This is a genomic window from Streptacidiphilus sp. MAP12-20, assembly GCF_041262525.1.
In the GTDB taxonomy this organism is placed as follows: domain Bacteria; phylum Actinomycetota; class Actinomycetes; order Streptomycetales; family Streptomycetaceae; genus Streptacidiphilus.
In genome coordinates this window covers 15,525-40,981 of record NZ_JBGCCK010000029.1, presented here as the reverse complement: position 1 = coordinate 40,981, position 25,457 = coordinate 15,525, and the positions used below count along the sequence as shown (strand labels likewise).

Annotated in this window: 22 protein-coding genes and 1 riboswitch; of the genes, 8 read left to right on the top strand and 14 right to left on the bottom strand. The window is 70.2% G+C overall.

Going from position 1 to position 25,457, the window contains the following annotated elements; translation table 11 throughout:
* Positions 1–15: 15 nt before the first annotated feature.
* From ABIA32_RS29835 to ABIA32_RS29800, 8 genes are all read right to left on the bottom strand, one after another.
* Positions 16–477: a PPOX class F420-dependent oxidoreductase gene (locus ABIA32_RS29835; RefSeq protein WP_370102205.1), complete on the bottom strand. Its 462-nt coding sequence runs from the start codon at positions 475–477 to the stop codon at positions 16–18.
* On the bottom strand, positions 474–2,012 hold the full coding sequence (locus ABIA32_RS29830; RefSeq protein WP_370102318.1) for a cytochrome bc complex cytochrome b subunit: 1,539 nt from the start codon (positions 2,010–2,012) through the stop codon (positions 474–476). The genes ABIA32_RS29835 and ABIA32_RS29830 overlap by 4 nt, the downstream gene beginning before the upstream one ends.
* A 300-nt stretch (positions 2,013–2,312) precedes the next feature.
* Positions 2,313–3,344: a LuxR C-terminal-related transcriptional regulator gene (locus ABIA32_RS29825; RefSeq protein WP_370102202.1), complete on the bottom strand. Its 1,032-nt coding sequence runs from the start codon at positions 3,342–3,344 to the stop codon at positions 2,313–2,315.
* A gap of 597 nt (positions 3,345–3,941) precedes the next feature.
* Positions 3,942–4,760: a BTAD domain-containing putative transcriptional regulator gene (locus ABIA32_RS29820; RefSeq protein WP_370102200.1), complete on the bottom strand. Its 819-nt coding sequence runs from the start codon at positions 4,758–4,760 to the stop codon at positions 3,942–3,944.
* Positions 4,761–5,163: 403 nt separating this feature from the next.
* Positions 5,164–5,490, bottom strand: a complete 327-nt coding sequence (locus ABIA32_RS29815) for a hypothetical protein (RefSeq protein ID WP_370102197.1) — start codon at positions 5,488–5,490, stop codon at positions 5,164–5,166.
* 442 nt (positions 5,491–5,932) lie between these two features.
* A complete protein-coding gene (locus ABIA32_RS29810; RefSeq protein WP_370102194.1) occupies positions 5,933–6,238 on the bottom strand; it encodes a replication initiation protein, RepL2 in 306 nt (101 codons plus the stop codon).
* A complete protein-coding gene (locus tag ABIA32_RS29805) occupies positions 6,235–6,696 on the bottom strand; it encodes a MarR family transcriptional regulator (protein WP_370102191.1) in 462 nt (153 codons plus the stop codon). Before ABIA32_RS29805 ends, ABIA32_RS29810 begins: the two co-directional genes overlap by 4 nt.
* Positions 6,697–7,092: 396 nt before the next feature.
* A complete protein-coding gene (locus ABIA32_RS29800; protein ID WP_370102188.1) occupies positions 7,093–8,151 on the bottom strand; it encodes a nitronate monooxygenase in 1,059 nt (352 codons plus the stop codon).
* Positions 8,152–9,309: 1,158 nt separating this feature from the next.
* Between ABIA32_RS29800 and ABIA32_RS29795 the strand changes: the two genes are divergently transcribed.
* Positions 9,310–10,056, top strand: coding sequence for a thioesterase II family protein (locus ABIA32_RS29795; protein WP_370102185.1), 747 nt, complete (start codon positions 9,310–9,312; stop codon positions 10,054–10,056).
* Positions 10,057–10,065: 9 nt separating this feature from the next.
* On the opposite strand, the gene ABIA32_RS29790 is transcribed toward ABIA32_RS29795, so the two are convergent.
* The 3 genes from ABIA32_RS29790 to ABIA32_RS29780 all read right to left on the bottom strand — a co-directional run bounded on the left by ABIA32_RS29790 (position 10,066) and on the right by ABIA32_RS29780 (position 13,123).
* Complete coding sequence (locus ABIA32_RS29790; protein ID WP_370102183.1) at positions 10,066–10,464, bottom strand: DUF6009 family protein; 399 nt, start codon at positions 10,462–10,464, stop codon at positions 10,066–10,068.
* Positions 10,461–11,846: a phage/plasmid primase, P4 family gene (locus ABIA32_RS29785; RefSeq protein WP_370102315.1), complete on the bottom strand. Its 1,386-nt coding sequence runs from the start codon at positions 11,844–11,846 to the stop codon at positions 10,461–10,463. The genes ABIA32_RS29790 and ABIA32_RS29785 overlap by 4 nt, the downstream gene beginning before the upstream one ends.
* Before the next feature lie 245 nt (positions 11,847–12,091).
* Entirely contained in the window at positions 12,092–13,123 is a 1,032-nt protein-coding gene (locus ABIA32_RS29780) for a bifunctional DNA primase/polymerase (protein WP_370102312.1), read from the bottom strand.
* A gap of 809 nt (positions 13,124–13,932) precedes the next feature.
* Here ABIA32_RS29780 and ABIA32_RS29775 point away from each other — a divergent pair.
* From ABIA32_RS29775 to ABIA32_RS29765, 3 genes are all read left to right on the top strand, one after another.
* Positions 13,933–14,667: a ParA family protein gene (locus tag ABIA32_RS29775; protein WP_370102180.1), complete on the top strand. Its 735-nt coding sequence runs from the start codon at positions 13,933–13,935 to the stop codon at positions 14,665–14,667.
* A complete protein-coding gene (locus ABIA32_RS29770; protein ID WP_370102177.1) occupies positions 14,667–15,755 on the top strand; it encodes a hypothetical protein in 1,089 nt (362 codons plus the stop codon). The genes ABIA32_RS29775 and ABIA32_RS29770 overlap by 1 nt, the downstream gene beginning before the upstream one ends.
* 88 nt (positions 15,756–15,843) lie before the next feature.
* The gene (locus ABIA32_RS29765) at positions 15,844–16,782 is read left to right on the top strand and encodes a hypothetical protein (RefSeq protein ID WP_370102175.1); all 939 of its coding nucleotides are present in this window, start codon (positions 15,844–15,846) and stop codon (positions 16,780–16,782) included.
* Positions 16,783–17,082: 300 nt separating this feature from the next.
* On the opposite strand, the gene ABIA32_RS29760 is transcribed toward ABIA32_RS29765, so the two are convergent.
* Genes ABIA32_RS29760 through ABIA32_RS29750 form a run of 3 tightly spaced genes read right to left on the bottom strand, consistent with a single transcriptional unit; the run spans position 17,083 to position 20,338 of the window.
* The gene (locus ABIA32_RS29760; protein WP_370102172.1) at positions 17,083–17,901 is read right to left on the bottom strand and encodes an ABC transporter permease subunit; all 819 of its coding nucleotides are present in this window, start codon (positions 17,899–17,901) and stop codon (positions 17,083–17,085) included.
* Positions 17,898–19,382 (bottom strand): ABC transporter permease subunit, encoded by a 1,485-nt coding sequence (locus ABIA32_RS29755; protein WP_370102170.1) that lies wholly within the window; start codon positions 19,380–19,382, stop codon positions 17,898–17,900. The genes ABIA32_RS29760 and ABIA32_RS29755 overlap by 4 nt, the downstream gene beginning before the upstream one ends.
* On the bottom strand, positions 19,379–20,338 hold the full coding sequence (locus ABIA32_RS29750) for an ABC transporter ATP-binding protein (protein ID WP_370102167.1): 960 nt from the start codon (positions 20,336–20,338) through the stop codon (positions 19,379–19,381). The genes ABIA32_RS29755 and ABIA32_RS29750 overlap by 4 nt, the downstream gene beginning before the upstream one ends.
* Before the next feature lie 133 nt (positions 20,339–20,471).
* Here ABIA32_RS29750 and ABIA32_RS29745 point away from each other — a divergent pair, with 133 nt between their 5' ends.
* From ABIA32_RS29745 to ABIA32_RS29730, 4 genes are all read left to right on the top strand, one after another.
* Positions 20,472–21,641 (top strand): ATP-binding protein, encoded by a 1,170-nt coding sequence (locus tag ABIA32_RS29745; protein ID WP_370102164.1) that lies wholly within the window; start codon positions 20,472–20,474, stop codon positions 21,639–21,641.
* Positions 21,638–22,300 (top strand): response regulator transcription factor, encoded by a 663-nt coding sequence (locus ABIA32_RS29740; RefSeq protein ID WP_370102161.1) that lies wholly within the window; start codon positions 21,638–21,640, stop codon positions 22,298–22,300. Before ABIA32_RS29745 ends, ABIA32_RS29740 begins: the two co-directional genes overlap by 4 nt.
* Before the next feature lie 119 nt (positions 22,301–22,419).
* Positions 22,420–22,612: riboswitch (M-box (ykoK) riboswitch) on the top strand.
* A 301-nt stretch (positions 22,613–22,913) separates the two neighbouring features.
* Positions 22,914–24,548: an NRAMP family divalent metal transporter gene (locus ABIA32_RS29735; RefSeq protein WP_370102158.1), complete on the top strand. Its 1,635-nt coding sequence runs from the start codon at positions 22,914–22,916 to the stop codon at positions 24,546–24,548.
* 126 nt (positions 24,549–24,674) lie between these two features.
* Positions 24,675–25,397 carry an MgtC/SapB family protein gene (locus ABIA32_RS29730; protein ID WP_370102155.1) on the top strand — a complete coding sequence of 241 codons (723 nt, stop codon included), beginning with the start codon at positions 24,675–24,677 and terminating at the stop codon, positions 25,395–25,397.
* Positions 25,398–25,457 lie beyond the last annotated feature (60 nt).

Sequence of the window (25,457 nt, the reverse complement as noted above, 5' to 3'; positions counted from 1 at the left end):
TGAGCGCGACCACTGTCAGTTGAGACTGTACGCAGCGCCCGGCCACCAGTCGGGGCCCAGCATGGACCAGCTGCGGCCTGCGGGAGTGAGCCTGACACCCGTCGTGCCGTCGATCCCCTGCCGTAAACGGGCCAGCGCCAGCGACAGCATCGCCGTCATCCCGTACTTGTTGATCAGGGCGATCCGGTACTCCACGGTCTGCTCCGGCGAGCACAGCATCGCCTCGGCGGACCACTCCCGCCCGGCCAGATTCCCCCGGGCGTCACACACGCCGACCACGACTCGGCGGCATCCGCGGACGCGGTCGGCCTCCGCGGAGCCGGTGCGCAGCACGATGCCCAGTGCGTCGCCGTCCGGCACCGCCCTGAAGATCCGCCGCCACGGGGTGCCGTCGGGCGCATAGGTGGTCAGCAGCACGTACTTGCCCTCGGGGACCTTCCGCGACGAGACCTGCGGTGCGACAGACCGCCGGTTCACTGGTGGCCGTGGTCGCCGGTGAGTTCGGCCTGCTCCGCGAAGGTGGGTTTGGCGATCTGGGACCCTTCGCCGAAGTAGCCCTCGGAGAGCTTCACCCGCAGCTTCTCGCTGGCCGGCACCTTGCGCTTGACGCCGTTCTCGTCCACCGCGGGCGGCAGTTCGGCCGGGCTGAACTGCTCGTGTGCGGTCAGGGTGTACAGGGCTTCCTGCGGGAGCTGCTCGTGGATCTCGACGTACTCTCCGTGGGGCAGGCGCTTGATCGTGCCGGTCTCGCGGCCGTGCAGGACCTTGTCGCGGTCGCTGCGCTGCAGGCCCATGCACCAACGCTTGGTGATGATGAAGGTCACCACCGGGCCGACGAAGAAGAGGATCCGCCAGGTCCAGGTGATCGCGTTGATGGACAGGTGCAGACGCGTGGCGAACAGGTCGTTTCCGCCCGCCGCCAGCAGAATCAGATATTCGGTGAGCCAGGCGACGCCCAGACCTGTGCGGACCGGACGGTTGCGCGGTCGGTCCAGGATGTGGTGCTCACGCTTGTCGCGGGTGAGCCAACTCTCGAAGTAGGGGTAGAACCCGATGACGACCAGCATCACGCCGAAGACGGTCAGCGGGATGAGGACGCCCATTTCCAGGGTGTGTCCCCAAGCGCGGATCTCCCAGCCGGGCATGATGCGGATCAGGCCCTCGGCGAAGCCCATGTACCAGTCCGGCTGGGCGTCCGCGGACACCTGGTCGGGGCGGTACGGGCCGTAGGTCCAGATCGGGTTGACCGAGGCGATCGCCGAGACGAAGGCGATGACACCGAAGATGAGGAAGAAGAAACCCGTGGCCTTGGCCAGGTACACCGGCATGAAGGGCATGCCCACGACGTTGTTCTCGGTGCGGGCGGGGCCGGGGAACTGTGTGTGCTTGAGATACCAGGCGTAGCTGAAGTGGATCACCACCGCGAGCACCATGAGGGCCGGGAACAGCAGCACGTGGATCGAGTAGAGGCGCGGAATGATGTCGTGGCCCGGGTACTCGCCCCCGAACAGGAACATCGTGATGTACGTGCCGACGACCGGTGTCGCGAGCAGTGCGCCCTCGAGGAAGCGGATACCCGTACCGGACAGCAGGTCGTCCGGCAGCGAGTAGCCCATGAAGCCCTCGAACATGCCGAGGACGAACAGGGAGAAGCCGAAGAGCCAGTTGACGTCGCGCGGCTTGCGGAACGCCCCCGTGAAGAAGACGCGCATCATGTGGGTGAGCATGCCGGCGACGAAGACGATCGCCGCCCAGTGGTGGATCTGACGGATCAGCAGACCGCCGCGTACGTCGAAGCTGATGTCCAGTGTCGACTTGTACGCCTCGGACATCCTGATGCCCTGCAGCGGGATGTACGAGCCGTGGTAGACGACCTCGCCCATGCTGGGGTTGAAGAACAGCGTCAGGTAGATACCCGTCAGGATGATGATGACGAAGCTGTAGAGGCAGATCTCACCCAGCATGAAGGACCAGTGGTCCGGGAAGATCTTCCGCAGCTGGCCCTTGGCCATGCTGTAGAGGCCGAGGCGGCCGTCGAGCCAGTCAACGGCCGCCTCCCCCTTGTTGGCCGGCCCGGATATCGCCACTCCACCCACCCCTGTCTCGTCGCTAGGGCTCCGGGGCAACAGCCCCAACATGATCTAACGTATCGCCAAAGTCTATGACCACATGGTCAGTCGGCGGCATCGGGGCTCCTCTTCGGCCTGGTCGGGCGCGTCGGCCGGCCGTGGTGGTCGCACTGGCCCGGCCACGGACCGAAGGGCGGAATCGCGCATGACCGGAACAGGAGGAAGTCCGTCGCGCGAGAGACCTCAGCCGGCATCAGCGACGGGCTGCTCCGCGGAGGGATTGTCCGGACCGGTGGAGAGCCATCCGTGCTCACACGCGCGAGCGCCCGCCTGGAACCTGCTGCGGGCCCCCAGCTGGCTCATCATGTCCGCGATCAGACGGCGGACGGTGCGGTCGGAGACCCCGAGCTTGCGACCGGCGCCCTCGTCCGTGTGGCCCTGGGCGAGCAGACGCAGCAGGGCGCGCTCCTGCTGCGTCAGTCCGTCCTTGTCCTTCACGTTGGCGGTGCCCAGCGGCCTGGCCGCGGCCCAGGTTTGATTGAAGAGCGCATACATGGCCGCGACTGCACCGGCGTTGTTCAGCACGGCGGCCCCCGTATGGGTGGCATCCGGATCGAGCGGAACCACCGCGGTCTCCCGGTCCACGATGATCATGCGCAGCGGAAGGGTCGCGACCGTCCGGACCTCGCCCCCGAGTCTGCTGAGCCAGCGGACGTGCGCGACGGTGCCGGGATCGTTCCGGACCGAGTCCAGGTAGATCGTCCGCATGGTGACGCCCCGGTCGAGTAGCTGCTTGTTGAGAGGACGGCTGGCGTTGCGGGCGTCCTCGGTGTGCGCACCGTCGGGCGCGAAGGTCAGCACCTCGTAACGAGTCTGCGAGGTGAGACGTTCGAGACCTTCGCGGATCGCGTCGATGCCGGTCAGTTCCTGGACGTCGGAGCGACGACTGCCCTGATAGCCGACGTGTTCCGCGAGGATGACGGCCAGCGCCGCCCGCCCCTGCTCGATCTGATGCTGACGGTTGAGCAGGTCCGCCTGCTGGCGTGCGAGAAGTGACTCCAGCCCGACCTCCGGCATGACCGGACGCAGCGTCAGCGGGTCTTCCCAGGACGGTCGGAGCAGAGCGAGGCGGGCGAGCTCGTTCAGTGCCTCACGGACGCGTTGTGGAGTCAGATCGAGGTACGCGGCCAGCTCATCCGGGCCGGCGTCAGGTCTACGCAGCATGGCCATGTACACCGACTCCGTGACGGGCTCCAAGCCGAAGGGCTCAAGCATCTCTGTCTCCACTGGACGCGGGCGGCCCACGGCCGCGATCTGTGTGCCGACGACAATCGTCGGCCGACAACGTGTGCCATCCTGGATCTTGCCATTGACTGCCGACCGTGGGTATTGCATTGATACGACTTAAATGAATGCGGTCGTTCCGAGTACACCGCGAGATCCAGCGCTCTGATCGTGTTCATGCTCGTCAGAGGCTGAGACAGCGTCTTTGTCCCCGGGCTGCGGGCAGTGTGGCAGGCAGGAGAACGTGACGAGTCGCCGACCGAAGTCGGGCGAGTCCTGCGGCCGGCGGGGCTGCGGCCGGCTGGTCGCGACGGATCGAGGCTGATGCCCGATCCGGCACGGGGTCGAATTGCCGCTTCGTCACGTCGGTGGAGACGTCAGGGCGCGCCGACGATCCGGGCGAGACGCGCGACAGGGCCTCTGGTGCGGTTCGTGGTCTTCGACGACCACGAACCGCACCACAGGCCCTGCCTTCCCACGCGAACCGGCCGGGGAGCGCCGACCGGTCCTACCTCTTCGGACCGGCCCCCATCGAGATGAGCTGGAGAGCGGGCTGCCGCTGAACACGCCTCTCCCTGACGGCTCGGTTCAGCGGGCGACGAGTCGCCCTCCTGTGCCCGCGCCGATCGCGCCCAACGTGTCCGGGCTCGAGAGGAGGATCGACCGTTGCAGTCGCCCGAGGGCGGCTGAGGGCTCCAGTCCCAGCTCCTCGATCAGGGTGGCGCGCAGCCGCTGATAGACGTTCAGGGCCTCCCCGCGACGGCCTGAGCGATGCAACGCCACCATGAACTGGCCGTGCAGGCTCTCGTGCATTCGGTAGCGGTTGACCAGGACTGTCAGCTCCGCCAGCAGTTCCCGGTGACGCCCCAGCCTCAGGTCTGCCTCGATGCGCTGATCGAGAGCGTAGAGCCGGGCCTCCTCCAGCCGTTTGACCTCCATGTCGATCTGAGTGCCGGCCTGGATGTCGCTCAGTACCATGCCGGTCCACAAGGAGAGCGCGTCGGCCAGTCGACGGGCGGCGCCCGTGTAGTCCTCGGCGTCCATGGCCCGGTAGCCAGCGCCGGCACGGCGCTCGAACTCCTGGTAGTCGATGTTCCCGCCGCGCGTCTCCAGGCGGTAACCACCGGGGAGGGTCACCAGGATGTCCTTGGCTGTGCACCGATCACTGACCTGGGTCAGCGCCTCACCGATCTGCTCGCGCAGCTGCAGGATGTACGTCTGCAACGTGGTACGCGCGCTGCGGGGCGGGGCTCCGCCCCACAGCTCTTCGATCAGCGTGCCCACGGGGATCATGTGGTCGGCGTGAAGTGCGAGAAGTGCCAGCACCTGCCGCGGCTTGGGCGCCGTCGGCATGATGGGGCGCCCGCCCTCACGGACCGATAGGGCACCCAGTACCTCGATGTCCATGATTTCTCCTGAGTTCTGTCGGTCGTGGCGGGCTCGTTGCGGTCAGACCCAGAGGGGTCAGACGCACGTAGTGCCCTGCCAGATCATGTCGGCCGGGCAAACCGTCGAGGTAGACGTCGCCGTCGCCGTGGCGGCGGCGCTCGGGTCGGCCATGACAGTGGCCGCACACAGGGCGGAGAGAAGCAGAGCGATAACGGCGGAAAAGATTCGCTTCGCACGCATGGAAATCCCCCAGATGAATTGAACAGATGTCGACGAGTGGTCGTCTGATATCCCGGGCTCTGCGGATCCTCAGGATTTTCTCGACCGGCTTGCGAGGTCAACAATCGTCCGAGCGCCAGGTCGGCACCAGGGGTTTAGGGTGTCCGGTGACGGTCTGGCCGCATACGGACACAACAGCGGATCAGGCCGGGTCCGGCCCCGGATCGAATCCCAGCGCCGCCTCTGCGCCGGGCATGAATAGATCAACATTGCACGACTCAATCGTCAGATCGAGTCCAGCCCGGGTCAGTGCCCGTTCCAGCATGATGCGGGCCACCGCCTCCGCCGTTTCCAGGGTGTCGGCGATGACGAAAAGCACGAGATCCATTCCGCTTTCCACGGGGGTGGCGTAGACATGACATATCGTCGCCCCGGGAGTATGGATTCCCGCGATCCGTTTGTGCAGTGATGAGCATTCCGCATCTGTGGCCGGATCCCGTCCAGCCAGCCGTGCAATGACGATGTACATGAATACGACCCTGTCGATGAATTCCAGGATCTGCCAGCGATTCGGACTGGCCGGACCCTGCCCGTCCGCTGGAGGCCTCCTGCGACACGGCACGGAATCCGCTGTCGACCAGGGCCGATCCGCCCGGCAAGAATGCGATGGCAGCCATTTTGCCGTGACAGGCAGCCGGGATCGGGATAATGCGGTCGACTTCGAGTGCGCCTCGAGTCCGCTTCGAGTGGGCCTCGATGCTCAAAGGCCGGGCTGACAGCGGCGCCTCAGCGCTTCAGGCCTGCAGCCGAGAACGGCGGACCAGCTCACTCGGCACAGACCCCGGCCTGGACCGCGCGCTGGTCCATGCGGGAGCCGACGAAGGCTGTGCCCGCGTGGTTCGGCAGCTGTCCACCCCGGCACCGAGCGGTGGGCCCGGTGGATGTGGAGCGAGACCGCGACGGGCGAAGCGTCAGATCGCGCGGCGCATCGGCACCACGACCTGTTCTCCGAGCGCCCGCGGCGACAGCCTGAAGTAGGCGATGTGAGCGAACTTCTCGGACTCCTCCAGCCAGCCGAGAAACACCAACTGCTTGCGCATGCGGCTGAACACGGTCGGAGTCATGTTCAGCTGGCTGGCCAGGTCGCGGCCGGTCTCGCGGACCACGCCGCCGCGGTCCGTCGCGGACAGCGCGTACAACATCACCACCAGACGCTGGGTCGGCGTCAACTCGCCGGTGCGGCGCAGCAGCGCCCGGATGTCGCTCGCTTCAGTCATCGCCACGGCTCCTCCCAACGCTCGCGCGCCGGCGTGTCGGTCGCGCCCGGGATCTCGGGCGGGTTCCAGGATTTCACAGCCTCGCGCTGCTCGACGCCCGGACCGTGGAACGCGATGTACGGACTGATGCTGTACATGCTGATCCGCCCGATCTGACCGGTCTTCACGATGATGCGGTTCTTTGCCAGCTTCCGCAGCATCCGGCCGACCGAATCGGCCGTCATCCCCACCTCCTCCGCGATCGCGGCGGCGGTCATCTGTACGGGCGCCATGCCCGGCGGGGTGCTCCCGATGAACCAGAGCACCAGGAACTTCTCGGCCGGCGTGAAGGCGCGGGAGCTGCATATGGCACGGACCCGCCGCTTGTCGGCCGTGGTGTGCCAGCCGCTGTAGAGGTAGGGCGCGGTGGGAACGATGTTGCCGTGCTCGTCCACGACCCGTCGTACGGCACGCCCCACTGCCCCCACCTTTGGCTCAGTTCGCAATCGACTTGCGGTCGATCCGATGCGACCGACAGACCCGGTCGGACGTACGGAGAATACATGAGCTCCTGGTACATGACGGTACAGATTCAATCAATGATCCAGGCACCCGCAAGCACGCCTCGAGCGGCATGGGGCATATTTGTCATGGCCTGGCTGTATTGTCGAACTTCCTTGCTCCAGTCACCGGTTCAGCTCCAGACCGAGATGACTTCAAGTCAGATTCCGTGACACCAACCGGAATTCTTCCTCACATTTGTGCGACCGAGCCCGAGTCGCCCAGCACTCCACCATCCAGACGAGATGGACAACACTCCTGCAATGTAAGCGACTTGTGCCCGGGACACCCCGACCGGATGCGCTGTCGGGCTCTCACTCGAAGGCGATCAGACCCGCCACGATGTCGGCGGCGGGGGCGCGACGGGCATGGCGATAGCCGACTCCGGCCCAGAGGTGGACCGCCTCAGGGTCGCCTGCGGCCGCGGCGGCCGCCCGCAGGGGCTTGGTGAGGTGATGGACGAAGGGGTAGGAGCGGGGAGCGGTCTCGCCGTGCACGTCAGTGAATCGGTTGCGCAGGGCACGGGCCGGCCGTCCGGTGAAGGCGCGGGTCAGCACAGTCTCGTCGAAGCGCGGGTCGCCGAGCGACTGGCGGTGCACGGCCGAGGTGCCTGCCTCGTCCGCGCACAGCAGCGCGGTACCGATCAGCACGGCTCTCGCTCCGGCCGACAGAACACCGTGCACCTCCCGTGCCGTGCCCAGGCCGCCACCGGCCACGATCGGGAGGCGAACACGGCGCCGCACGGCCGCGACCAGTTCCAGCAGCGGGCGCTCGTCCGGCTCGGCAGCGGGATCGTGGGTCGCGCGGTGGCCGCCTGCCAGCGTCCCCTGGAGGAACAGGACATCCAAGCCGGTCGCCGCGGTTGCCTCGGCCTCGCTCTCGTCAGTCACCGTGCCGATCAGGCATGCCCCGGTCGAGTGGAGCGCAGCGACGACCTCGGCGTCGGGCAGACCGAAGGTGAAGGAGACGGCCTGGATCGGGACCCGCAGATTCAGCAGCGCCTCGATCTTGGCGTCCCAGTCGTCGGTGTCGTCCATCGGCAGTGGGTCGGGAAGGTTCACACCGCGTGCCAGGGCCTCCGGCTGGAGCTCGGCACGGTATGCGGCGAGGGCCGGCAGGTCCGGCGCCACGTCGCGTGCGGGCACGAAGAGGTTGACGCCGAAGGGACGCCTGGTGAGTTCCCGGGTGCGGGCGATCTGTTCGAGCATCTCGGCTGCGGTGCGGTAACCGGCGGCCAGCATGCCCAGGCCTCCGACCGTGCTGACCGCCGCGGTGAGCTCGGGGGTGGTCGGCCCGCCCGCCATCGGTGCCTGGACTACCGGGACGGTCAGCGACGAGTGGTCGAAAGGCTCGGGAGACGTCTGGGGTGACACGAGGCGATGATGCCACGCCGGCGCGGGCCCCGCCGGGTCACTGCGCGACTGTCCCGACCGCGCCTGCAAGCGGAGGCAGATCGTTTGGCGATGACTAGCGGTCAAAACGCGGCACAGATGAATCTCGGGTGCATCGATCTCTGCACGAGCAGAGCGAAGCGTCAGCGCAGGCCCGAAGGAGCCCGCACGGAGGCGGGGTGGGCGGCCGCTCGTCTCCCCCGCGACCGGGCAGGACGTGTCACCGTGGCCCTCCACGCTCGGGGGCGCTGCCCCCGGACCCCCGCCAGCGCCTGGGGCGCGCTGGACCGCCCCCTCCCCGGGGGACGCTTTGGCGCTCCCCCGGCCCCCTCGCCCCTGCCGCCTGCCCTGGGCCACGCCTCGCAAGCTCCGCGCCGCCCACCGCCGTGGCCTGGCGGCCCCGGCTGGGCAGTTGCCCTTCGGACACCCACCAGAAGCAACGGGAAACGGAAACGGGATCAGCCTCGGGTAGGACACCAACCGACGGTAGGGGGCGCTTGCCTGGGAGGCCCGCATGCAACGAGGGGAGCATCGAAAGCACCGACGCGGACACACCGACCTGCTCCTGCCTTTGAAGAGCGAACCGAGGAGAAACGCTGTTGACCTGCGTAAGAGCCGCCACGGTGGCAGTCAAGAGAACGGCAAACCAGATCGAGCAGACAGGTAACCCGCTCCTGCAGTCCCTTTGACCCGATCTGAGGATCGGGTCAACCAGACCCCAGGGACGCTTCGACCTGATCCCAAAACCGTGTCACATGAACCAGAAGTTCATTGCAGGACCATGGAACAGACGCGATGCTGGAGGCTCGGAGGGTGCAACGCGCCGTCAGAAGGTGCTGCTCGGCCACGCGCTCAGGGCACTCGGGCACTTCGTGACCACTGCTCATGGACGATTCGTTCATCAATCACTGTTTCCGGACCCGCTCACATCCACCATGAGTCGGTGCGGGTCCACAGCGAATCCCATCAGGTTCTCGGATCGCCGGAACGAGGCGTACAGCCGCGACAATGCCGGCCTCGGCGTCGACCGTCGCGTCAGCGTCCCTCGCACCTCGACTCGCTCTCAAGCGATGCCTGAGGCTGTCCAGCCATTCTCAAACCCCACCGTGCGGCCGGGGGCGGAGGGTAGAGGAGGACACCATGTCGGACGAACAGTCAGTGCGACTCCACTGTTTCGCGCACTCCGGAGGGGACGTCCCGATCTTCGATCACTGGGCGGCGAACGCCGGCCCCGGCGTGGAGGTGGTCCCGATCTCCTTGCCGGGCGGCGGACGGCGACGATCCGAACCCGGGGTGACCACACATGAGGCGCTGCTCGCCGATGTGCTGCCCCTGTTCACGGACCCGCTGCCCGGCCCATACGTCCTGTACGGTCACGGACTCGGGGCAATCGTCGCGCTCACCGTGACGCGCGCCCTGCACGAGGCGGGCCTGCCGGGCCCTGCGCTCCTCGCCGTCGGCGCCTGCCCGCCGCCGCATGTGCCCGAGCTGCCGGATGCCCGCAGGGCAACGGATGCCGAACTGCTGTACTTCCTGGGCGGTAGGGGCGCTGTGCCGCCCAACAGCGACGAGGGAATCTTCCTACGGGCCATGCTGCCGGTGCTCCGTGCCGACCTGGAGCTCGCCCAGGCGCTGGAAGAGGCGGCCCGCAAGCCCGCTACTGCGGGTCCGCTGACCACCCCGGTACTCGTCGTCGCCTCGCAGGGCAACCCGCTGGCACCGCCTACGATCGCCGACGGCTGGCGGCAGTGGACCGAAGGGCCTTCTTGGCTGCGCACCGTACCCGGCCACCACTTCTTCGTAGGCAACCGTGAACTGCCTCGCCTCCTGGGCCGGGCCTGCCGGGTCACCCGCCGCCTCGTCCGGGAGACCGTGCCCGTCGGCTGAGCCCCACCCTCACGCGGGGGTGATGCCCAGCTCCTGCATCGCCGCAGACGGCGGGCCGCCCTCGGAACGCTCGGTCTTGCGCCCCTTCCTGCCCGGGGAGAGCGTGCGCGGGTCGACCGCCTCGGCCGGCGCGCCCGTGGAGTACAGGCCGGTGCGATCGGTGTCGCGATCGTGCGGCAGCAGCCAGAAGACACGGCGGCGGAAGGTGCCCGAAGCCTTCGAGGGCTTGGCGTCCGGCTCAAGCCTGGCGTAGCCCACCATCCGCCCGTCGCGGTGGTACGCCGGCCGCCCGCGCCGGTTGGGCAGCCGGTCCAGACTCTGCCGCACGTAGTCCAGAGCGTTGATGTCCTCGAGCCATACGAGCTCGGCCTCCTGAGCGATCTCGTCGTCCGCGATGAGAGCGCTCATGCTGTCTCCTCGTCCGCGAGCAGTCCGATGCCCGGGTAGTACTTGCGCTGGTTCGAGAGGATCATGTCCTTGGGCGAGGCCAGACCGACCGTCTCCCTGATCCGCGCCGCAAAGGCCCTCGAGGAGATGGCGGAGACACCCTCATTGTGGCACCAGATCCGGTAGGCAGAGTACAACTGCGCCTGCTCGGCCCGCCGATCGGCGTGCAGGGTGCAGGCGTCGCTGATGAAGCGCCCGGCGTGGTCCTCGGTCTCCGCGTACGCCGTGGTGGCCGACCGGACCCGCCCCGGACCCGTCAGATCGCGTTCCCCGCCCAGGTAGCGGCGCGCTCCGTCGATGAGCCAGTTCAGGATGCCGGGGCCCTCCTCGTTGACCAGGACGTCCGCGAGGTTGTCTATCTTGCGGTCGTCGGAGACCACCCGCTCGAAGGGGATCAGCCGCATCCGGCGCCAGAAGGCGAAACCACCGGTGCCCACTTCGGGCCGGTGGTTCCCCAGCAGCCACAGCTTGTGCGTCGGTTCGAAGCTGAAGAAGTCCTGCCGCATCCGGCGCGCCTTGATCCGGTCACCACCGGTCAGCAGCTTGACTCTGGCCTCGTCGAAGCGGTCGCCCGGCTTGACCTCGCTGCAGACGATGACCCGCCGCCCGTGCAGCTCCGCGAGGTCTGTCGGGTGCCCCTCGTAGGGGCGGGCCATCAGGAAGCCCGGCGGCGCGGCGTCCGCGTAGTCGCCGAGCAGCTTCATCAGCACGTCCAGGAGCACCGACTTGCCGTTCTTGCCCGCCCCGAAGAGGAACGGCATCACCTGGCCGCCGACGTCCCCGGTCACCGAGTATCCGAGCAGCAGGTGCAGGAAGTCGATCACCGCCTCGCCCTCGGCGTCCTCACCGAAGGTGTCGCCGAGGAAGCGCCGCCAGCGCGGCGTCGGCATCACCCGCGGCGCGGACGAGGTGGAGCGCGAGTGGAAGTCCCGGTCGGGATCCGCGGTCCGCAGGACGCCGGTGCGCAGGTCGACGATGCCGGTCGGGGTGCACAGGGCGAACGGGTCGGCGTCCAGCAGTGAGGCGTTGAGGACCATGCCCGGGGCTGTGCGGGCCTGTGTCAGCATCGCGTGCATGCCGCTGGTGCTCAGGGCGCGCCGCCGGTGCTGCTGCAGGGCGGAACTGCCGTGGATCCCGCGCGGGTCGGTGGTGGCGATGCTTTCCGCGAGGTCGCCCGCGGCCCAGATCACCGTCTCGTCCTCGTCGATCTGCCAGCGGTTGCCGTCCCACCGGTACCAGCCGAGTCCTGGCACGTGCTTGTAGTCGCCGGCGTAGATCCGGACGAACAGCTTCGCGTTGCCCCGGTCGGTGAGCGAGTCGGGTACGAGGCCCTCGGCCGACATCACCGGACCCGCACCGGTGTGCCGAGCACCCGTCAGGTTCGCTCTCGCCTGATACGGCGGTGCTGGAAGTGTCGGTGCCGACTGCTCGTCCGGGTACCCGGACGGATGCGCCAGCGCGTGCTGCGGGGTCGGCTCGGCGCCCTGCTCCGGCACGCGCAGCCGCCCCTCGGCGAGGATCTGCCGGGCCACCGCGTGGGCGTCGAAGGGAAGCAGCGCCTCGGCCTGGGCGTCCTGCTCGTGCGCTGTCACCGGCGGCTCCCCAGTGACAGCGGGCGCGCGGATCCGGCCCGCAGACCGCCGTGGATGATCGGCCGGTAGCGCCGTTCCTGTCCCGGACGCGCAACACGGGCGACCGCCTCGAGTACCCGCTCCGCCTCGCCGTGGCTCAGGTGCCCCGCGGCCACCAGACCGCCGACCGTGTAGGCGGCCCGGTTGAGCTTCTCGGAGAATCCGGCACCCTCGCGCACCGCGGCGCACCCGGCCACGTCGGCGAGCAAGCCGGTCAGCACGGCGGTCGTCGCGCGGCGGGCGCCTCCGGCCGCGCCGGCGGCTTGCTGGGCCCGTGGCGCCGGACGCGTGAGCGACACTGCGGCAGCCGGGGCCGGGGCCGATGGAGCGGCCTGGTGCGCCGCCACCAGGTGGCCGGTGCGCTCCAACTCGCCGACCAGCCAGTCCGGCAGGAGGGCGGGCTCCCGTGACGGGCCAACCGGCGTGTAGGTCCCGGCACGAGTGGACGTGCCGGGGGCGATGATGTAGCCGCCGTGCGCGCGGACGTCCACCTGCCAGGCGAGGGCACGGCCCGAGCCGGAGCCGGTGGAGCAGAGCCAGTGCTGCCCCGGCCGGGTCCGGTACCAGACGTGCATGCCTCCGGAGGGAGTCCGCACACGCAGCGTCGCGCTGTCCTCAGCCGGGTCCAATGCGCCGCGCAGTGCGGCGAGCACGGCCAGGCTGTGGAAGCCACTGGCCAGTCCGGTGAGGTCGACCCCGTCGCCGATCGCGATTCCCGGCAGGACCCGGGTCCGCTCCGGCAACGGCTGCTGGTGCGCGTCGATGTCGATGACGACCAACCCGGCCGGCCCGCAGGCGACCCCCACGCCGAACGCGGGATTGCCGCCCCACCAGCGCTCGATGACGTCCCGGTCGAGCGTCGCGGCGTGGAACCCGTGACACCAGCGACCCTCCCGCAGGCAGGAGCATCCCTCGTGGGTGTGGCCCGGCGCGCGGCAGGCCGCGCAGTTCCTGGCCGGTGTCTTGCGCCCTGGCGTCAACGGCAGCACCGGCCACCCGCGGCCCGCGCACCACCAGGCCGCCGCCGCCGCCAGCGGGCCTGCCTGTGGCGGCACGTCGGCGGGCAGTGACCCGGCGAGCAGCCGGGCAGCGTCCTGCTGTGAGTCACTGCCCAAATCCCGCGGCTCAGGCCCCATTTCTATCCCCCATGAGCGACCGAAGCGACTCAACATCGGCCATAGACTAGCGAAAGCGGAGTGAAAGGGGAGGCCCCTGTCTGGACGCGGCCAATCAGCGACGCAAGTGAACGGTCAGCTACCGGCGGTGAACTGATGTCGGCTCAGCCTGTCGCAGAACCCTCCAGGTCAGACACCCGAAGCGCAACTTCCCAGCGACCGAAGCGACTCACTCTCGGTATATGTGCGCACACCCGCGCACGCGGAATGTCCAGACATGTCGACAGCTGAGTCGCTTCGGTCGCTGCAGCGCCACTACTGCGGCTCTGACCTGCACTTTCTCCCGAGCGACCGAAGCTGTCGAGGCTACCGAATCCATCGGCGACTCGACCCGTCCCGCTCCCTCCAGGTCGATCCGGGTACGAGCCCATACCGAAACCACACCCGCCCCACCAGGTTTGCGCGTCCGTTCTCTCGACGGATCCCCGACGCGTCCTCCAGCGACCGGAGCGACCGAAGCGACTCAAGCAGCGGGACGCTCCCGGGTCTCTGGATCCCTGGGTAACTGTCGTGCCGTGACACCGAATTCAGACCTTGATCAGCTTGTTGTCGGATGTCTGCCATGCTGTCTCCGTCCGCAGTACCGGGCCCTCGCTCGGGAAGTACACGGAACGGAGAAGCACATGGCTGACGTCACGGTCGTCCTCAATCAGAAGGGCGGGATAGGCAAGTCCACGATCAGCGTGAACCTGTCCGCCACCATCGCGGAGGTCGTCGGCCGGGCCGACGACGAACTCGCCCCCGTCGCCGCGGTATCGGTCGACCCACAGGGCTCCGCCGTCTGGTGGGCCGAGCGTGTCGGTGACGACCTGCCCTTCGTCTTCACCGACGCCTACGACGACCTCGCCGGGATCCAGCGGCTGCGCGAGGTCACCTCGGTCCGGCACGCCATCATCGACACACCCGGCTGGATGACCCCGGACGCCCGCAGGCCAGGCGCCGATCCCCTCGGCAAGGGACCCATCGCCGACGCGGTCCGTGCCGCCCTGGACGCGGCGGACTTCGTGATCGTCCCGCTCGAGCCCGAGCCGATGGGCTTCGAGCCCACTCAGAACACCATCGAACGGATCATCAAGCCCCGCGGCATCCCGTACCTCGTGGTGATCTCGAACTGGGACCCCCGGGACGGCACCGTCGACTTGGAGGACACCAAGGCGTTCGTCCGGGCGCAGGGCTGGCCGCTGGCCCGAACAGTGATCCGCCACTACAAGCTCCACTCCCGTGCCGCCGCCGACCGCCAGGTCGTCACCCGCTACCCCAAGTCGCGTGTCTCCCAGGAGGCGCAGAAGGACTTCCTCAACCTCGCCCTCGAGCACCAGTTGATGCTCGCCGACGCGCGAAAGGCGGTCTCGGCCTGATGGCACGCCGTGAGTCCCTGGCGAGTCTGCTCAGCCCGGGACAGCCCACCGTCGCGGCCGCCAGGACCGGGGACTCCCCCGCAGCCGTGCTGCTCCCGGTCACCAGGCTCGCCCCCAACCCGCAGAACCCGCGTGAGGACCTCGGGGACCTCTCGGACCTCAAGGACATCGTCGGGATCCAACTGCAGAGCGTCCTGGCCGTCACCCGCGGCGCGTACCTGCGGCTGTGGCCCGAGTACGGGGAAGCCCTGCGCGGCGTCGACCACGTCATCGTCAACGGCTGCCGCCGCCACGCGGCGGCCGTACGGTACGGACGACCCGAGCTGATCACCGTGGTCAACGACGAGGTCGCCGCGAGCCGGGCCCGCCTCCGCCGCGCCTCACTCGACGAGAACGCCAACCGCAAGGACTTCGACCCGATCGAGGAGGCCAGGGCCGTCAAGGCGCTGGTCGAGGAGTACGAGTCGGCCGCGGCCGCCGCCCGGGCCGAAGGCTGGAGCGCCGCCTGGGTGTCGCAGCGCACCAGGCTGCTCCTGCTCGCCCCCGAGGTGCAGTCCAGCATCCGCGCCCGCGCCGCGGGAGGCGAGGGCATGTCGCTGCGTGACGCGCGCTGGCTGGCCGGCCGGCCCAACCTCGCCGAGCTGAGCGCGGCGAGGCAGTTCGACGCGGTGGCGGCGATGAAGGAGCCGGCTCAGGCCGAACGCTTCGCGGCGAGCGCGACGCCGTCGGCGGCGGAGGCCTCGGGCGGAGGCGGAGACGGGGGCGAAGCTGCGGCCGGGCCGGGCCGCGCACCCGTGTCCGATCCGGCTCCGGCGTATACCGCGGTATACGCCGGAGCGGACACGATGCGTCCGACGTCGTCCGGGACTGCGTCTGCGACGTCACCCGTGACCGCGACGCCCTCCTCGCCGCGCGAGCGGGGCGGAGCGCCGTCCCCCCGCCCCGCTCCGGCCGCGCCCGCCTCTCCGCCGGACGTGAACTGGGCCGACCTCGTGGCCGTCACGGACATGCTGTGCGAGCGTCTGGGCACGGCCGAGCTCGGGGGACTCCTCCAGCTGATCGCCGCCCGGCTCGCCCGGCCCGCGTAGCAGCGAACGGGGATCAGGTGGGCCTCGCCGGCATCGGGGCCCACCAACGGAGTGATCGGGATGCCTGCCGCCATGCGAAGCTGACCCGGTGTCCGATCTCCACCCGGAATCCCAGCGGCCCGCAGCCCCGCGCCTGCCGGCCGAGCTCGACGCGTTCTTCGCTTGCACCGAGCCCACCGGCAGTGCGTCCTCGCGTGAGCGCCATGCCTGGACCCGGCGCGAGGTGGCCGTCGCGCTGACCCTGCCCGATTTCCCGCAGGTGAGCACTGTGGCAGACCTCTTCACGACGCCCACGCTCGCCCTGCTGTGGGAGCTCGGCTGCGCGGACCGGCTGCGCACCCGGACGGCGCGGCGCAGCAGGCGCGAGGGCCCCCAGTCGGTCAACACACGTCTCGCTCGCTGGAGTTCACTCAGTCGCCTGCTCGAAGCCTCTGGCTGCAGCGCCGAACTACCGCCGCGGCCGCAGCCTGATCCCCCCGTGGTTCCACTGTCCCCCGACGAGGGCGTGCGCGTCGCCGACGAGATAGAGCCACGACTTCACCGCCGGTTCGGCGGCCGCGACCTGAAGATGGTGCGCCTGCTGGCCGTCGTCGGCCTGATCCTGGACACCGGTGCCCGAACCGCCGAGCTCCATGCCCTTCGCTGGGACGACTTCGGCCCGGAGCTGCGCACGGTCACCCTCGTCCGGCACGGCCCTGGTGCCAACTTCGATGTACCGGCGCTGCGCGAGGTCTACGCCCTGTCCCCGCGGACCCGGGACGCACTCGAGGACTGGCGCGCCGAACGCGACACCCTCGCCGCAGGGATCCAGGGTGCCGACGAGGGCAAGGTCTGGGTGACCCTCTCCTCCTCGCGCAGCGGTCCCCCCGGGCGGAGCCTGGCGTTGGGAGGGCTGGCTCGCACGTACAACACGGTGATCGACTTGCTCGAGGCATGGAGCGAGACATCCCTCCCCCCTCACCTCAAGGACCTTTCTCTCGCACGAGCGCAGTGCGTCGTACCCCTGAGCTCTGAACCACAGCTCTGAACCACTGGGGTGAGCCGAGTACGTCCGTCTCCCCCACCACCCGCGCGAAGCGTGGGTGGTTCCCCTTCCGATCCCGACAGGCCCGCGAAGCGGCCTGGAACCCCTGTTGTACGCCCGCGAAGCGGGTGTACGGGGGGCGAAGCCCCTCACTTCCTGTGCGCGAAGCGCACAGGACACCCGCTCCGCGGGGGGGGTACGACTCAAGACCGCAGAGCTTCTTATCTCAAGATCACTGTTTCGCCGAGGACGGCGGCGCCCCGTCCGACGCGAGCGGTCGGACGGGGCCTTTGACCAGGGGGCCTACGCGTCCCGGGTGCGGAGCAGGGCCGTGCCGAGCACGAGTGCGGCGGCCGTCCAGCCTGCGAGAACGCCGAGACCGGCCCAGGGACCGATCGGCAGCTGCTGCAGATTCCGCGTCGCCTGGACCGCGAGCCCGGCCGGCATCGGGGCCAGCTGCTGCAGATGCCGTTGCCAGGTCGGGTCGGTGACGACGTGTGCCAGCAGCGGGAAGAGGTACAGCAGGCCGAGGACCACGCCGATCGCGGTCGCGGCCTCGCGGACCGCCGTGGCGACGCCGAGCGCCAGCAGCGCGACCAGGACGAGGTAGAGCACGGATCCGACGGCGGCCCTCAGCGTCGCCGGATCGGACAGCGACTGCGTCAGCGACACGTGATAGCCGTGGGCCGGCGTGAAGCCATTGCCCGGCAGGATCAGGCTCCGGGCCACCAGCGAACCGAGCACCGCGACCGATCCGGCCGCCAGCACGGCCCCGGTCAGCACGGTCGCCTTGGCGGCGAGGAGCGTGGTCCGGCGCGGCATCGCCGCCAGGCTGAGGCCGATCATGCCGTCGCTGTACTCGCCGCTGACCGCCAGCACGCCCAGCACCGCCACGACCGCCTGTCCCAGCGTGACGCCGCCGAGCGCCAGCCGCACGGCGTCCGCGCCGCAGCCCGCCACCGGACAGACGGTCGACCTGGCCGTTCCCGCGCCCAGACCCACCGTCAGCACCACAGTGGCCAGCAGCAGCCACCCGGTCCCGCCGACCGTCCGGAGTTTGGTGTACTCGGCGTGGACCGCACGGCGTGCCGCATCCACCATGGCACGCTCGCGCCCGGTCATACGTCCCTCCGGCGCAGCAGCGCCCAGGCGAGCCCGAGGGCTGTCACGGCGTAGCCGCACAGCACCGCCAAGCCCAGCCACGGCGTGAGGGGGAAGTAGCCGTTCGCCGGCGTGTAGACGTCGAGGACCTGGAGGTACTGCGGGAGCGTCTGCTGGATCGCGAAGCCTGCCGCCGGGGTCAGCCGCAGCAGCCACTGCGCCGGTCCGGCCGGCAGCGCCGACGAGACGGCCAGCAGATAGGGAAGAACCAGCGCGACCACCAGGACCGCCACCGTCGTCGCACCGCGCCGCAGCACCGCTCCGAGTGCGACGCCCAGCACTCCCGCCACGGCGAAGAGCAGGCCGGTGCCGACCACCAGCCGCAGTTCGGTCGTCCAGGCCACCGGGAAGAGGACGAAGCCGCTCGACCGTGCCCCCTGCATGCCGATCGGCAGCACCACCGCGGCGGCGATCGTGCCGGCGGCGAAGCCGGTCACGCCCAGCAGGCAGGCCTTGGCCGCCAACACCCTCCCCCGCCGCGGGTTCGCCGCGAGGGTCGTGCGGATCAGCCCGCTCCGGTACTCGCCGGCCGTGGTCAGCGTGCCGAGGACCAGCAGCACCAGGATCCCGGCGAAGCTCCCGACCAGGAACCGTTCGACGCCGATCCCCCCGGCCGTCGCCTGACCGCCGGTCAGCGGCGCGATGTCGCCCGCGCCGCTGAGGGTGAATCCACTGGCGGCGGAGGTGTACCCGGCCCGCACACCCGGCGGGTAGCCACCGGCGTCGCCGAGCTGCCCGCCGGTCCAGCCTCCCGCCCCGGCGCCGGACGGCCACCCGCCGTGCAGCTCGACCGGTCCGAACGCGGCGGTGGCGGCGGCCGGCGCGAAGCCGATGCCGGTACCGGTGTTCTGCGCGGCTGCGGGCGTGGCGACGAAGAGCCCCGCCTGCAGCGTCGTGGGCGCGCCCCTGAGTGTCGCGGTGCCGACCTCGGTCCAGGCCGCGCCGTCGGCGGAGACATACCCCGTGATCAGATCGCCCGCGCGGACCAGCCGCAGCCATGGCTGGGCGTCCGGCGATGAGCCGGGAGCGGCGGTGTCCTGGGTGAAGTCGTGCTGCATCCGCACCCCGTGCGCGCCGGTCAGCATCAGCGCCGCGTAGCGGGAGCCCGAAGTGAGGCCCTCCTTGACGATGATCCCCGCCTTCGACCAGGACGCGAGGCCCGGGACGGTACGCGTGGGGGTCTCGGCGATTTCGCCGGTCAGTGAGCGCACCCGCACGGTGATGCTGCCGTCCCCGTCGAGCGTGCGGTGGACGAAGGTGAAGCCGTCGCTGACGGCCTCGCCGCCGGGGCCGAGCGGCGGCGCGGGCGCCGCGCCGCCGCCCCGGGAGGCGGTGCCGAGCAGTCCGATGAGCACCGTGGCCAGCACCGCGCCGAGCAGGGCGAGCGGCCGGGCACGGACGGTGCGGAACTTGGTCCATTCCGCGTGGAGTGCCCGCCTCATCGCGCTTCCTCCTCGTCCCGCGCGGCCTGGGTGACCGTGCCGCGGTACTGCACGGCGTCCCGGGTCAGCGCCCAGTAGGCCTCTTCCAGGCTCACCCGGTCGGCGCGAACTTCGGAGAACGGCACCCCGGCCGCGACGAGCAGCGCCACCACACGCTCCGCCTCCGTCCCGGTGACGGTCACTGTGTCGGGTCCGGTCGCCGAGGTCTCGACGCCGGCGCGGGCCAGCAGTTCGGCCGCCTGCGCGGGCGCGCCGGTCCGCAGCACCACGCGGCGCCCGGACGCGGCGGCCAGCAGCTCCCGCACGCTCGCGTCCGCGACGACCCGACCCCGGCCGATGACCACGAGATGGTCCGCCGTGTCCTGGAGTTCGTTCATCAGGTGGCTGGAGACCAGAACCGCTCGCCCCTGCGCGGCGAGCGAGGCGAGGAAGCCGCGCATCCAGACGATGCCGTCGGGGTCCAGTCCGTTGAACGGTTCGTCGAGCATCAGCGCCGGCGGGTCGCCGAGCAGCGCCGCCGCGATCCCGAGCCGCTGGCGCATGCCGAGCGAGAAGCCGCCCGCCCTGCGCTTGGCCGCGTCGGCGAGGCCGACCTGCGCGAGCACGTCGTCGACCCGTGCGGCCGGGATGCCTTGCGAGTGGGCCAGCCAGAGCAGATGGTTGCGCGCGGTGCGGCTCGGCTGCAGCGCACCGGCGTCGAGCAGAGCGCCGACCCGGGTGAGCGGGTCGCGCAGACTCCGGTAGGGCTCTCCGCCGATCAGCGCGCGGCCCGCGTCGGGCGCGTCCAGACCGAGCACCGCCCGCATGGTGGTGGACTTCCCCGCGCCGTTCGGGCCGACGAAGCCGGTGACCCGTCCCGGCCGGACGGTGAAGGTCATCCCGTCCAGGGCGATGGTCGTTCCGAAGCGTTTGCGCAGACCGATGACCTCGATCATCGCGCCGGTGTCGTATTCCATGACCGCCACGCTGCGCCGAGGCCCTTCACACGCCCCGAACGGCGTCCGTCATGCCGCTGTTAGGTCGCGGCCCCTAGCCTGGGGAGCTCCGGACCGTTCATGGACTAGAAGACAGCGAAGGAGCCGACAGCCGATGGGAATGACGCCCCCGCGACGAAGCACCGTGCGGGTGCGCTTCACCGCCCTGTACGTCGGACTGTTCCTACTCTCCGGCGCCGCGCTGCTCGGCATCGCCGCCGCCATCGCCTCGCGCGCCTCGCTCGTCGTCTCCCGTGCGCCGGGCGATCCGCCGCTCACGCCGGAGCAGGCGCAGGCGCAGATCGACGTGCTGCACCGGCAGCTGGCCGGGGTCCGGCAGACGCAGACGCACCAGCTGCTGCTGGGTACGTCGGTCGCGCTCGGCGTGATGGCGCTGCTGTCGCTGCTGCTGGGCTGGCTGGTCGCGGGCCGGGTGTTGCGTCCGCTGCGGACGATGACCGCGGCGACCCGACGGATCTCCGCTGACAACCTGCACGAACGACTGGCCGTCCCCGGCCCGGCCGACGAGGTCAAAGACCTCGCCGACACCATCGACGAGCTGCTCGCGCGTCTGGAGGGCGCGTTCGCCGCACAGCGCCGCTTCGTCGCCGACGCCTCGCACGAGTTGCGTACGCCGCTGGCCACGATGCGGGCCTCGGTGGACGTCGCCGTGGCCAAGCCCGGACCGCTGCCCGCGCAGACGGTCGTCCTCGCCGACCGGGTGCGCGCCGAACTCGACCAGGTCGACCGTCTGCTGGACGGTTTCCTGCTCCTTGCCCGCGCGCAGCACGGCGGCCTGCCGCGGCCGGATAAGCTGGACCTCGACGCGCTCCTCTCCGCTGGGCTGGCCGCCCGCGAGGCGTCCCTGGCAGGGCGGAGGGTGACGGTGCGTCACGCGACGGACGGCGGGCCGGTGCTGGTGGGCGGCGACCGCACCCTGCTGAGTCGTCTGGTCGACAACCTCCTCGACAACGCCGTCGCTCACAACGAGGACGGCGGCTGGATCAGCGTCGCCGCGCACGCCGACCCCGAAAGGGTCCGGCTCACCGTCGAGAACGGCGGGGCGCGCCTCGCGCCGGAGGAGGTGGCCCGGCTCGCCGAGCCGTTCCGCCGGGTCGGCCAGGACCGCACCGGGCGACGCGGTCTCGACGGACGGGGCCTCGGCCTGGGCCTGGGCCTGGCCATCGTCGCCGCCGTCGCCGCCGCGCACGGCGGCCGCCTGGAGCTGCACGCGCGTCCGGAGGGCGGACTGCGCGCCGTGGTCACCCTGGAGGCCGCAGCATGAGGGTCCTGGTGGTGGAGGACGCGCTCGCGCTCGCGGAGGTCCTGGTCGAGGGCCTGCGCGACCAGGGCATCGCGGTGGACGTGGCCCATGACGGACTGGAGGCGGCGGCCAAGCTCGATCTCAACGGCTATGACGTGGTGGTCCTCGACCGTGATCTGCCGGGCATCCACGGCGACATCCTCTGCCAGATGATCACCGGCAGGGACGACGGCACGATGGTGCTGATGCTGACGGCCGCGGACTCGCCGGGCGACCGGGTCAGCGGCCTCGGCCTGGGCGCGGACGACTACCTCGCCAAGCCGTTCCACTTCCCCGAACTGGTGCTCAGGATCCGGGCGCTGGCCCGCCGCCGACCGGTCGCCCGCCCGCGCGTGCTGCGCGCGGCCGACGTGACGCTCGACCCGCTGCGCCGCGCGGCCGCCCGCGACGGGCGTCCACTGGAGCTCTCCCCCAAGGAGTTCGCGGTGCTCACGGCCCTGCTCCGAGCTGCGCCGGGGTTCCTCAGCGCGGAGGAGCTGCTCGAACAGGTCTGGGACGAGCACGCCGACCCCTTCACCAACACCGTCGCCGTCACCATCGCCCGGCTCCGCCGCAAGCTCGGCGATCCCCCGGTGATCACCACGACCCCGACCGTCGGCTACCGCATCGGCGGCGCCTAGCGCCGGGGCCGGATCGTCGTCCGTCCCACTTCGGCCCGCTCGACGCAGGGGACGCGCTCCGCACCTCCGGGATTTGACACGGGACTTACACCGGAGCCATCATATGAACGTTCATTCATGAGACACCTCGTTCGGTGAGGCGTCTCCACGGACACAGGCCACTGATCCCACCCGTCGAGAGACGCTCCGGATCAGGACACCTCTTCCCGACATAAGGGTTGAGGCCAAGTGGCTGCGCAGGCGGACCCTCCTTCGGGACGGGCCTCGCGCTACGCCGTGGAGTGCCAAAGCTCTGACGAGTTGGGGTGTGCCGGGCTCGGCTTGCGCGCTTGCGCTGAGGCTTTTCGGTCCGGATTCGGTATGCCCCCTGCCGCTACGACGCCTGCGCGCGTCACGACCGGAGGGAGGCGAGAGCAGTGGATTCCAGTCCGACTAGCCCGGGTCATCAACGACCCCGCATCCGCCTGTCCTCGCTCCACTCCGGCATGCGGTAACCACCTGCCTCCCGACGCACCCGCCGAGGTGCTCGTTTCTGCGCGTTCGCACGCAGGGCGGATGGCTGCTGCATGCCCTCCGAACGGTCCCTTATCGGGGCAAATGGGAGGGAATCGTCATGACCACCACGATCGACACCCGCGACACCCGCGTCGCCGTGCTCGACGACGCGCACATCGGCGACATCCACGGCGCCTTCGGCACGATCAAGCTGGACGACCACGACGCGCGTCGCGGCCTGTCCGCCAAGCTCAAGACGCTGCTGGCAATCGTCGGCCCCGGCCTGATCGTCATGGTCGGCGACAACGACGCCGGCGCCTTCGCCACCTACGGCCAGGCCGGCCAGAACTACGGCACCCACCTGCTGTGGACCCTGCTGCTGCTCGTGCCCGTGTTGTACGTCAACCAGGAGATGGTGCTGCGCCTCGGCGCGGTCACCGGCGTCGGCCACGCCCGGCTGATCCTGGAGCGTTTCGGCAAGTTCTGGGGCGCGTTCAGCGTCATCGACCTGTTCCTGCTCAACGCGCTGACCCTGGTCACCGAGTTCATCGGGATCACCCTGGCCACCGGCTACCTGGGACTGCCGAAGACCGCCTCGGTCGTGGTCGCCGCCGCAATCATCATCGCCTCCGCGTTCACCGGCTCCTTCCGCCGCTTCGAGCGGATCGCCGTCGCGCTGTGTCTGGGGTCGCTGCTGCTGGTCCCGATCTACTTCATGGTCCACCCGGCCGCCTCGCAGATGGCGCACGACTTCGTGGTCCCCGGACTGCCCGGCGGCTCCGGCCAGCTCTCCACCGTGATGCTGCTGATCATCGGCATCGTCGGCACCACCGTCGCGCCGTGGCAGCTCTTCTTCCAGCAGAGCTACGTGATCGACAAGCGGATCACCCCGCGCTTCATGAAGTACGAGAAGGCCGACCTGTGGATCGGCATCGCCATCGTCGTCATCGGCGGCGCCGCCCTCATGGGCGTCACCGCCGCCGCCTTCGCGGGCACCGCCGCCGCCGGTAACTTCTCCGACACGGCCGGGCTCGCACACGGCATCGCCGCCCACGCGGGCAAGGTCGCCGGCGTGCTCTTCGCCATCGCGCTGCTGGACGCCTCGATCATCGGCGCGTTCGCCGTCTCGCTCTCCACCGCCTACGCCATCGGCGACGTCTTCGGCATCAAGCACTCCCTGCACCGGGGCGTGAAGGGCGCCAAGGGCTTCTACGCCGTCTACGCCGGGCTGGTCGCCCTGGCCGCCGTGATCGTGCTGATCCCCGGCTCGCCGCTCGGCCTGCTCACCGAGGGCGTGCAGACCCTGGCCGGGGTGCTGCTGCCGTCCGCCACGGTGTTCCTGCTGCTGCTCTGCAACGACAAGCAGGTCCTCGGTCCGTGGGTCAACGGCCCGCGCACCAACGCCTTCACGGCCGCGGTGGTCGGCGTGCTGGTCACTCTCTCGATCATCCTGACGGCCTCGGTGCTCTTTCCTGACATCACCGCCGCGGCAATCCTCGACATCATGGCTGCTTGCGGCGTCGCGGGCGTCCTGGCCGCCGGTTACGCCTTCACCAAGCGCCGCACCGCCACCAAGGAAGACCTCGTCGACCGCACCGGCCGCGACAACTGGCGGATGCCACCGCTGGAGACGCTCACCCGCCCCGCGATGGCCACCGGCCGCAAGATCGGCATGAGCGCGCTGCGCGGCTACCTGCTGGTCGCGATGATCCTGGTGATCGTCAAGCTGGTCGAGGTCGCTCTCGGCCACTGACCCGGCGTCAGTGTCGGCATGCGGGGCGGGGCGGCGGATTTCAGCCGCCCCGCCCCGCGTCTTTCCCCCGTTCCACGGCCCGGTCCGCGACTGGACCGGGCCCGCACCACCGAAGGAGATCCGGCCGTGCAGAACCTCACCACCGCCGACTTCCTGCTCCGACTGGCCACCGGCGTCTGCTGCGGCGCGCTGATCGGCGTCGAGCGCCAGTGGCGCGCCCGGATGGCCGGGCTGCGCACCAACGCCCTGGTCGCCACCGGAGCCACCCTCTTCGTCCTCTACAGCGTCGCGGCCGGCGACACCAGCAGCACCAGGGTCGCCTCCTATGTCGTGTCCGGCATCGGTTTCCTCGGCGGCGGCGTGATCCTTCGCGGCCGAGGCGGTGTGAGCGGGCTGAACACCGCCGCCACACTGTGGTGCTCGGCGGCGGTCGGCGTGATGGCCGCCTCCGGGCGGATCCAGCTCGCCTTCCTCGGCACCCTCGCGGTCCTGGCAGTGCACCTGGTGCTGCGCCCGGCAGGACGACTGCTCGACCAGGCGCCGGCCTCGGGGTCCGACCCGGACGTCAGCGTGCGGGCCACCGTCCACCTCCGCTGCGCTCGACGCGAGGAGGCCCACATCCGTGCGCTGTTGCTGCAGGCCCTGTCCGCCTCCGCGCTGACGCCCACCGGGCTGCGGGTCAGCCGCGAGGGACAGGACACCGCCGGCCTGCGGGCCACCGTCGCCGTCGAGGGCGAAGCGGGGCACGCGCTCGAACAGGTCGTCACCCGGCTGTCGCTCGAACCCGGCATCCACGATCTGCACTGGCATCTGGAGGAGGACGGCGCAGCCGAGGGCGCGCTGGCCTGAACAACCGGGCAGGCCCGGCGCCCGGCACGGAAGTCGGATCCGTCCGGGCCGGGGTGGGCC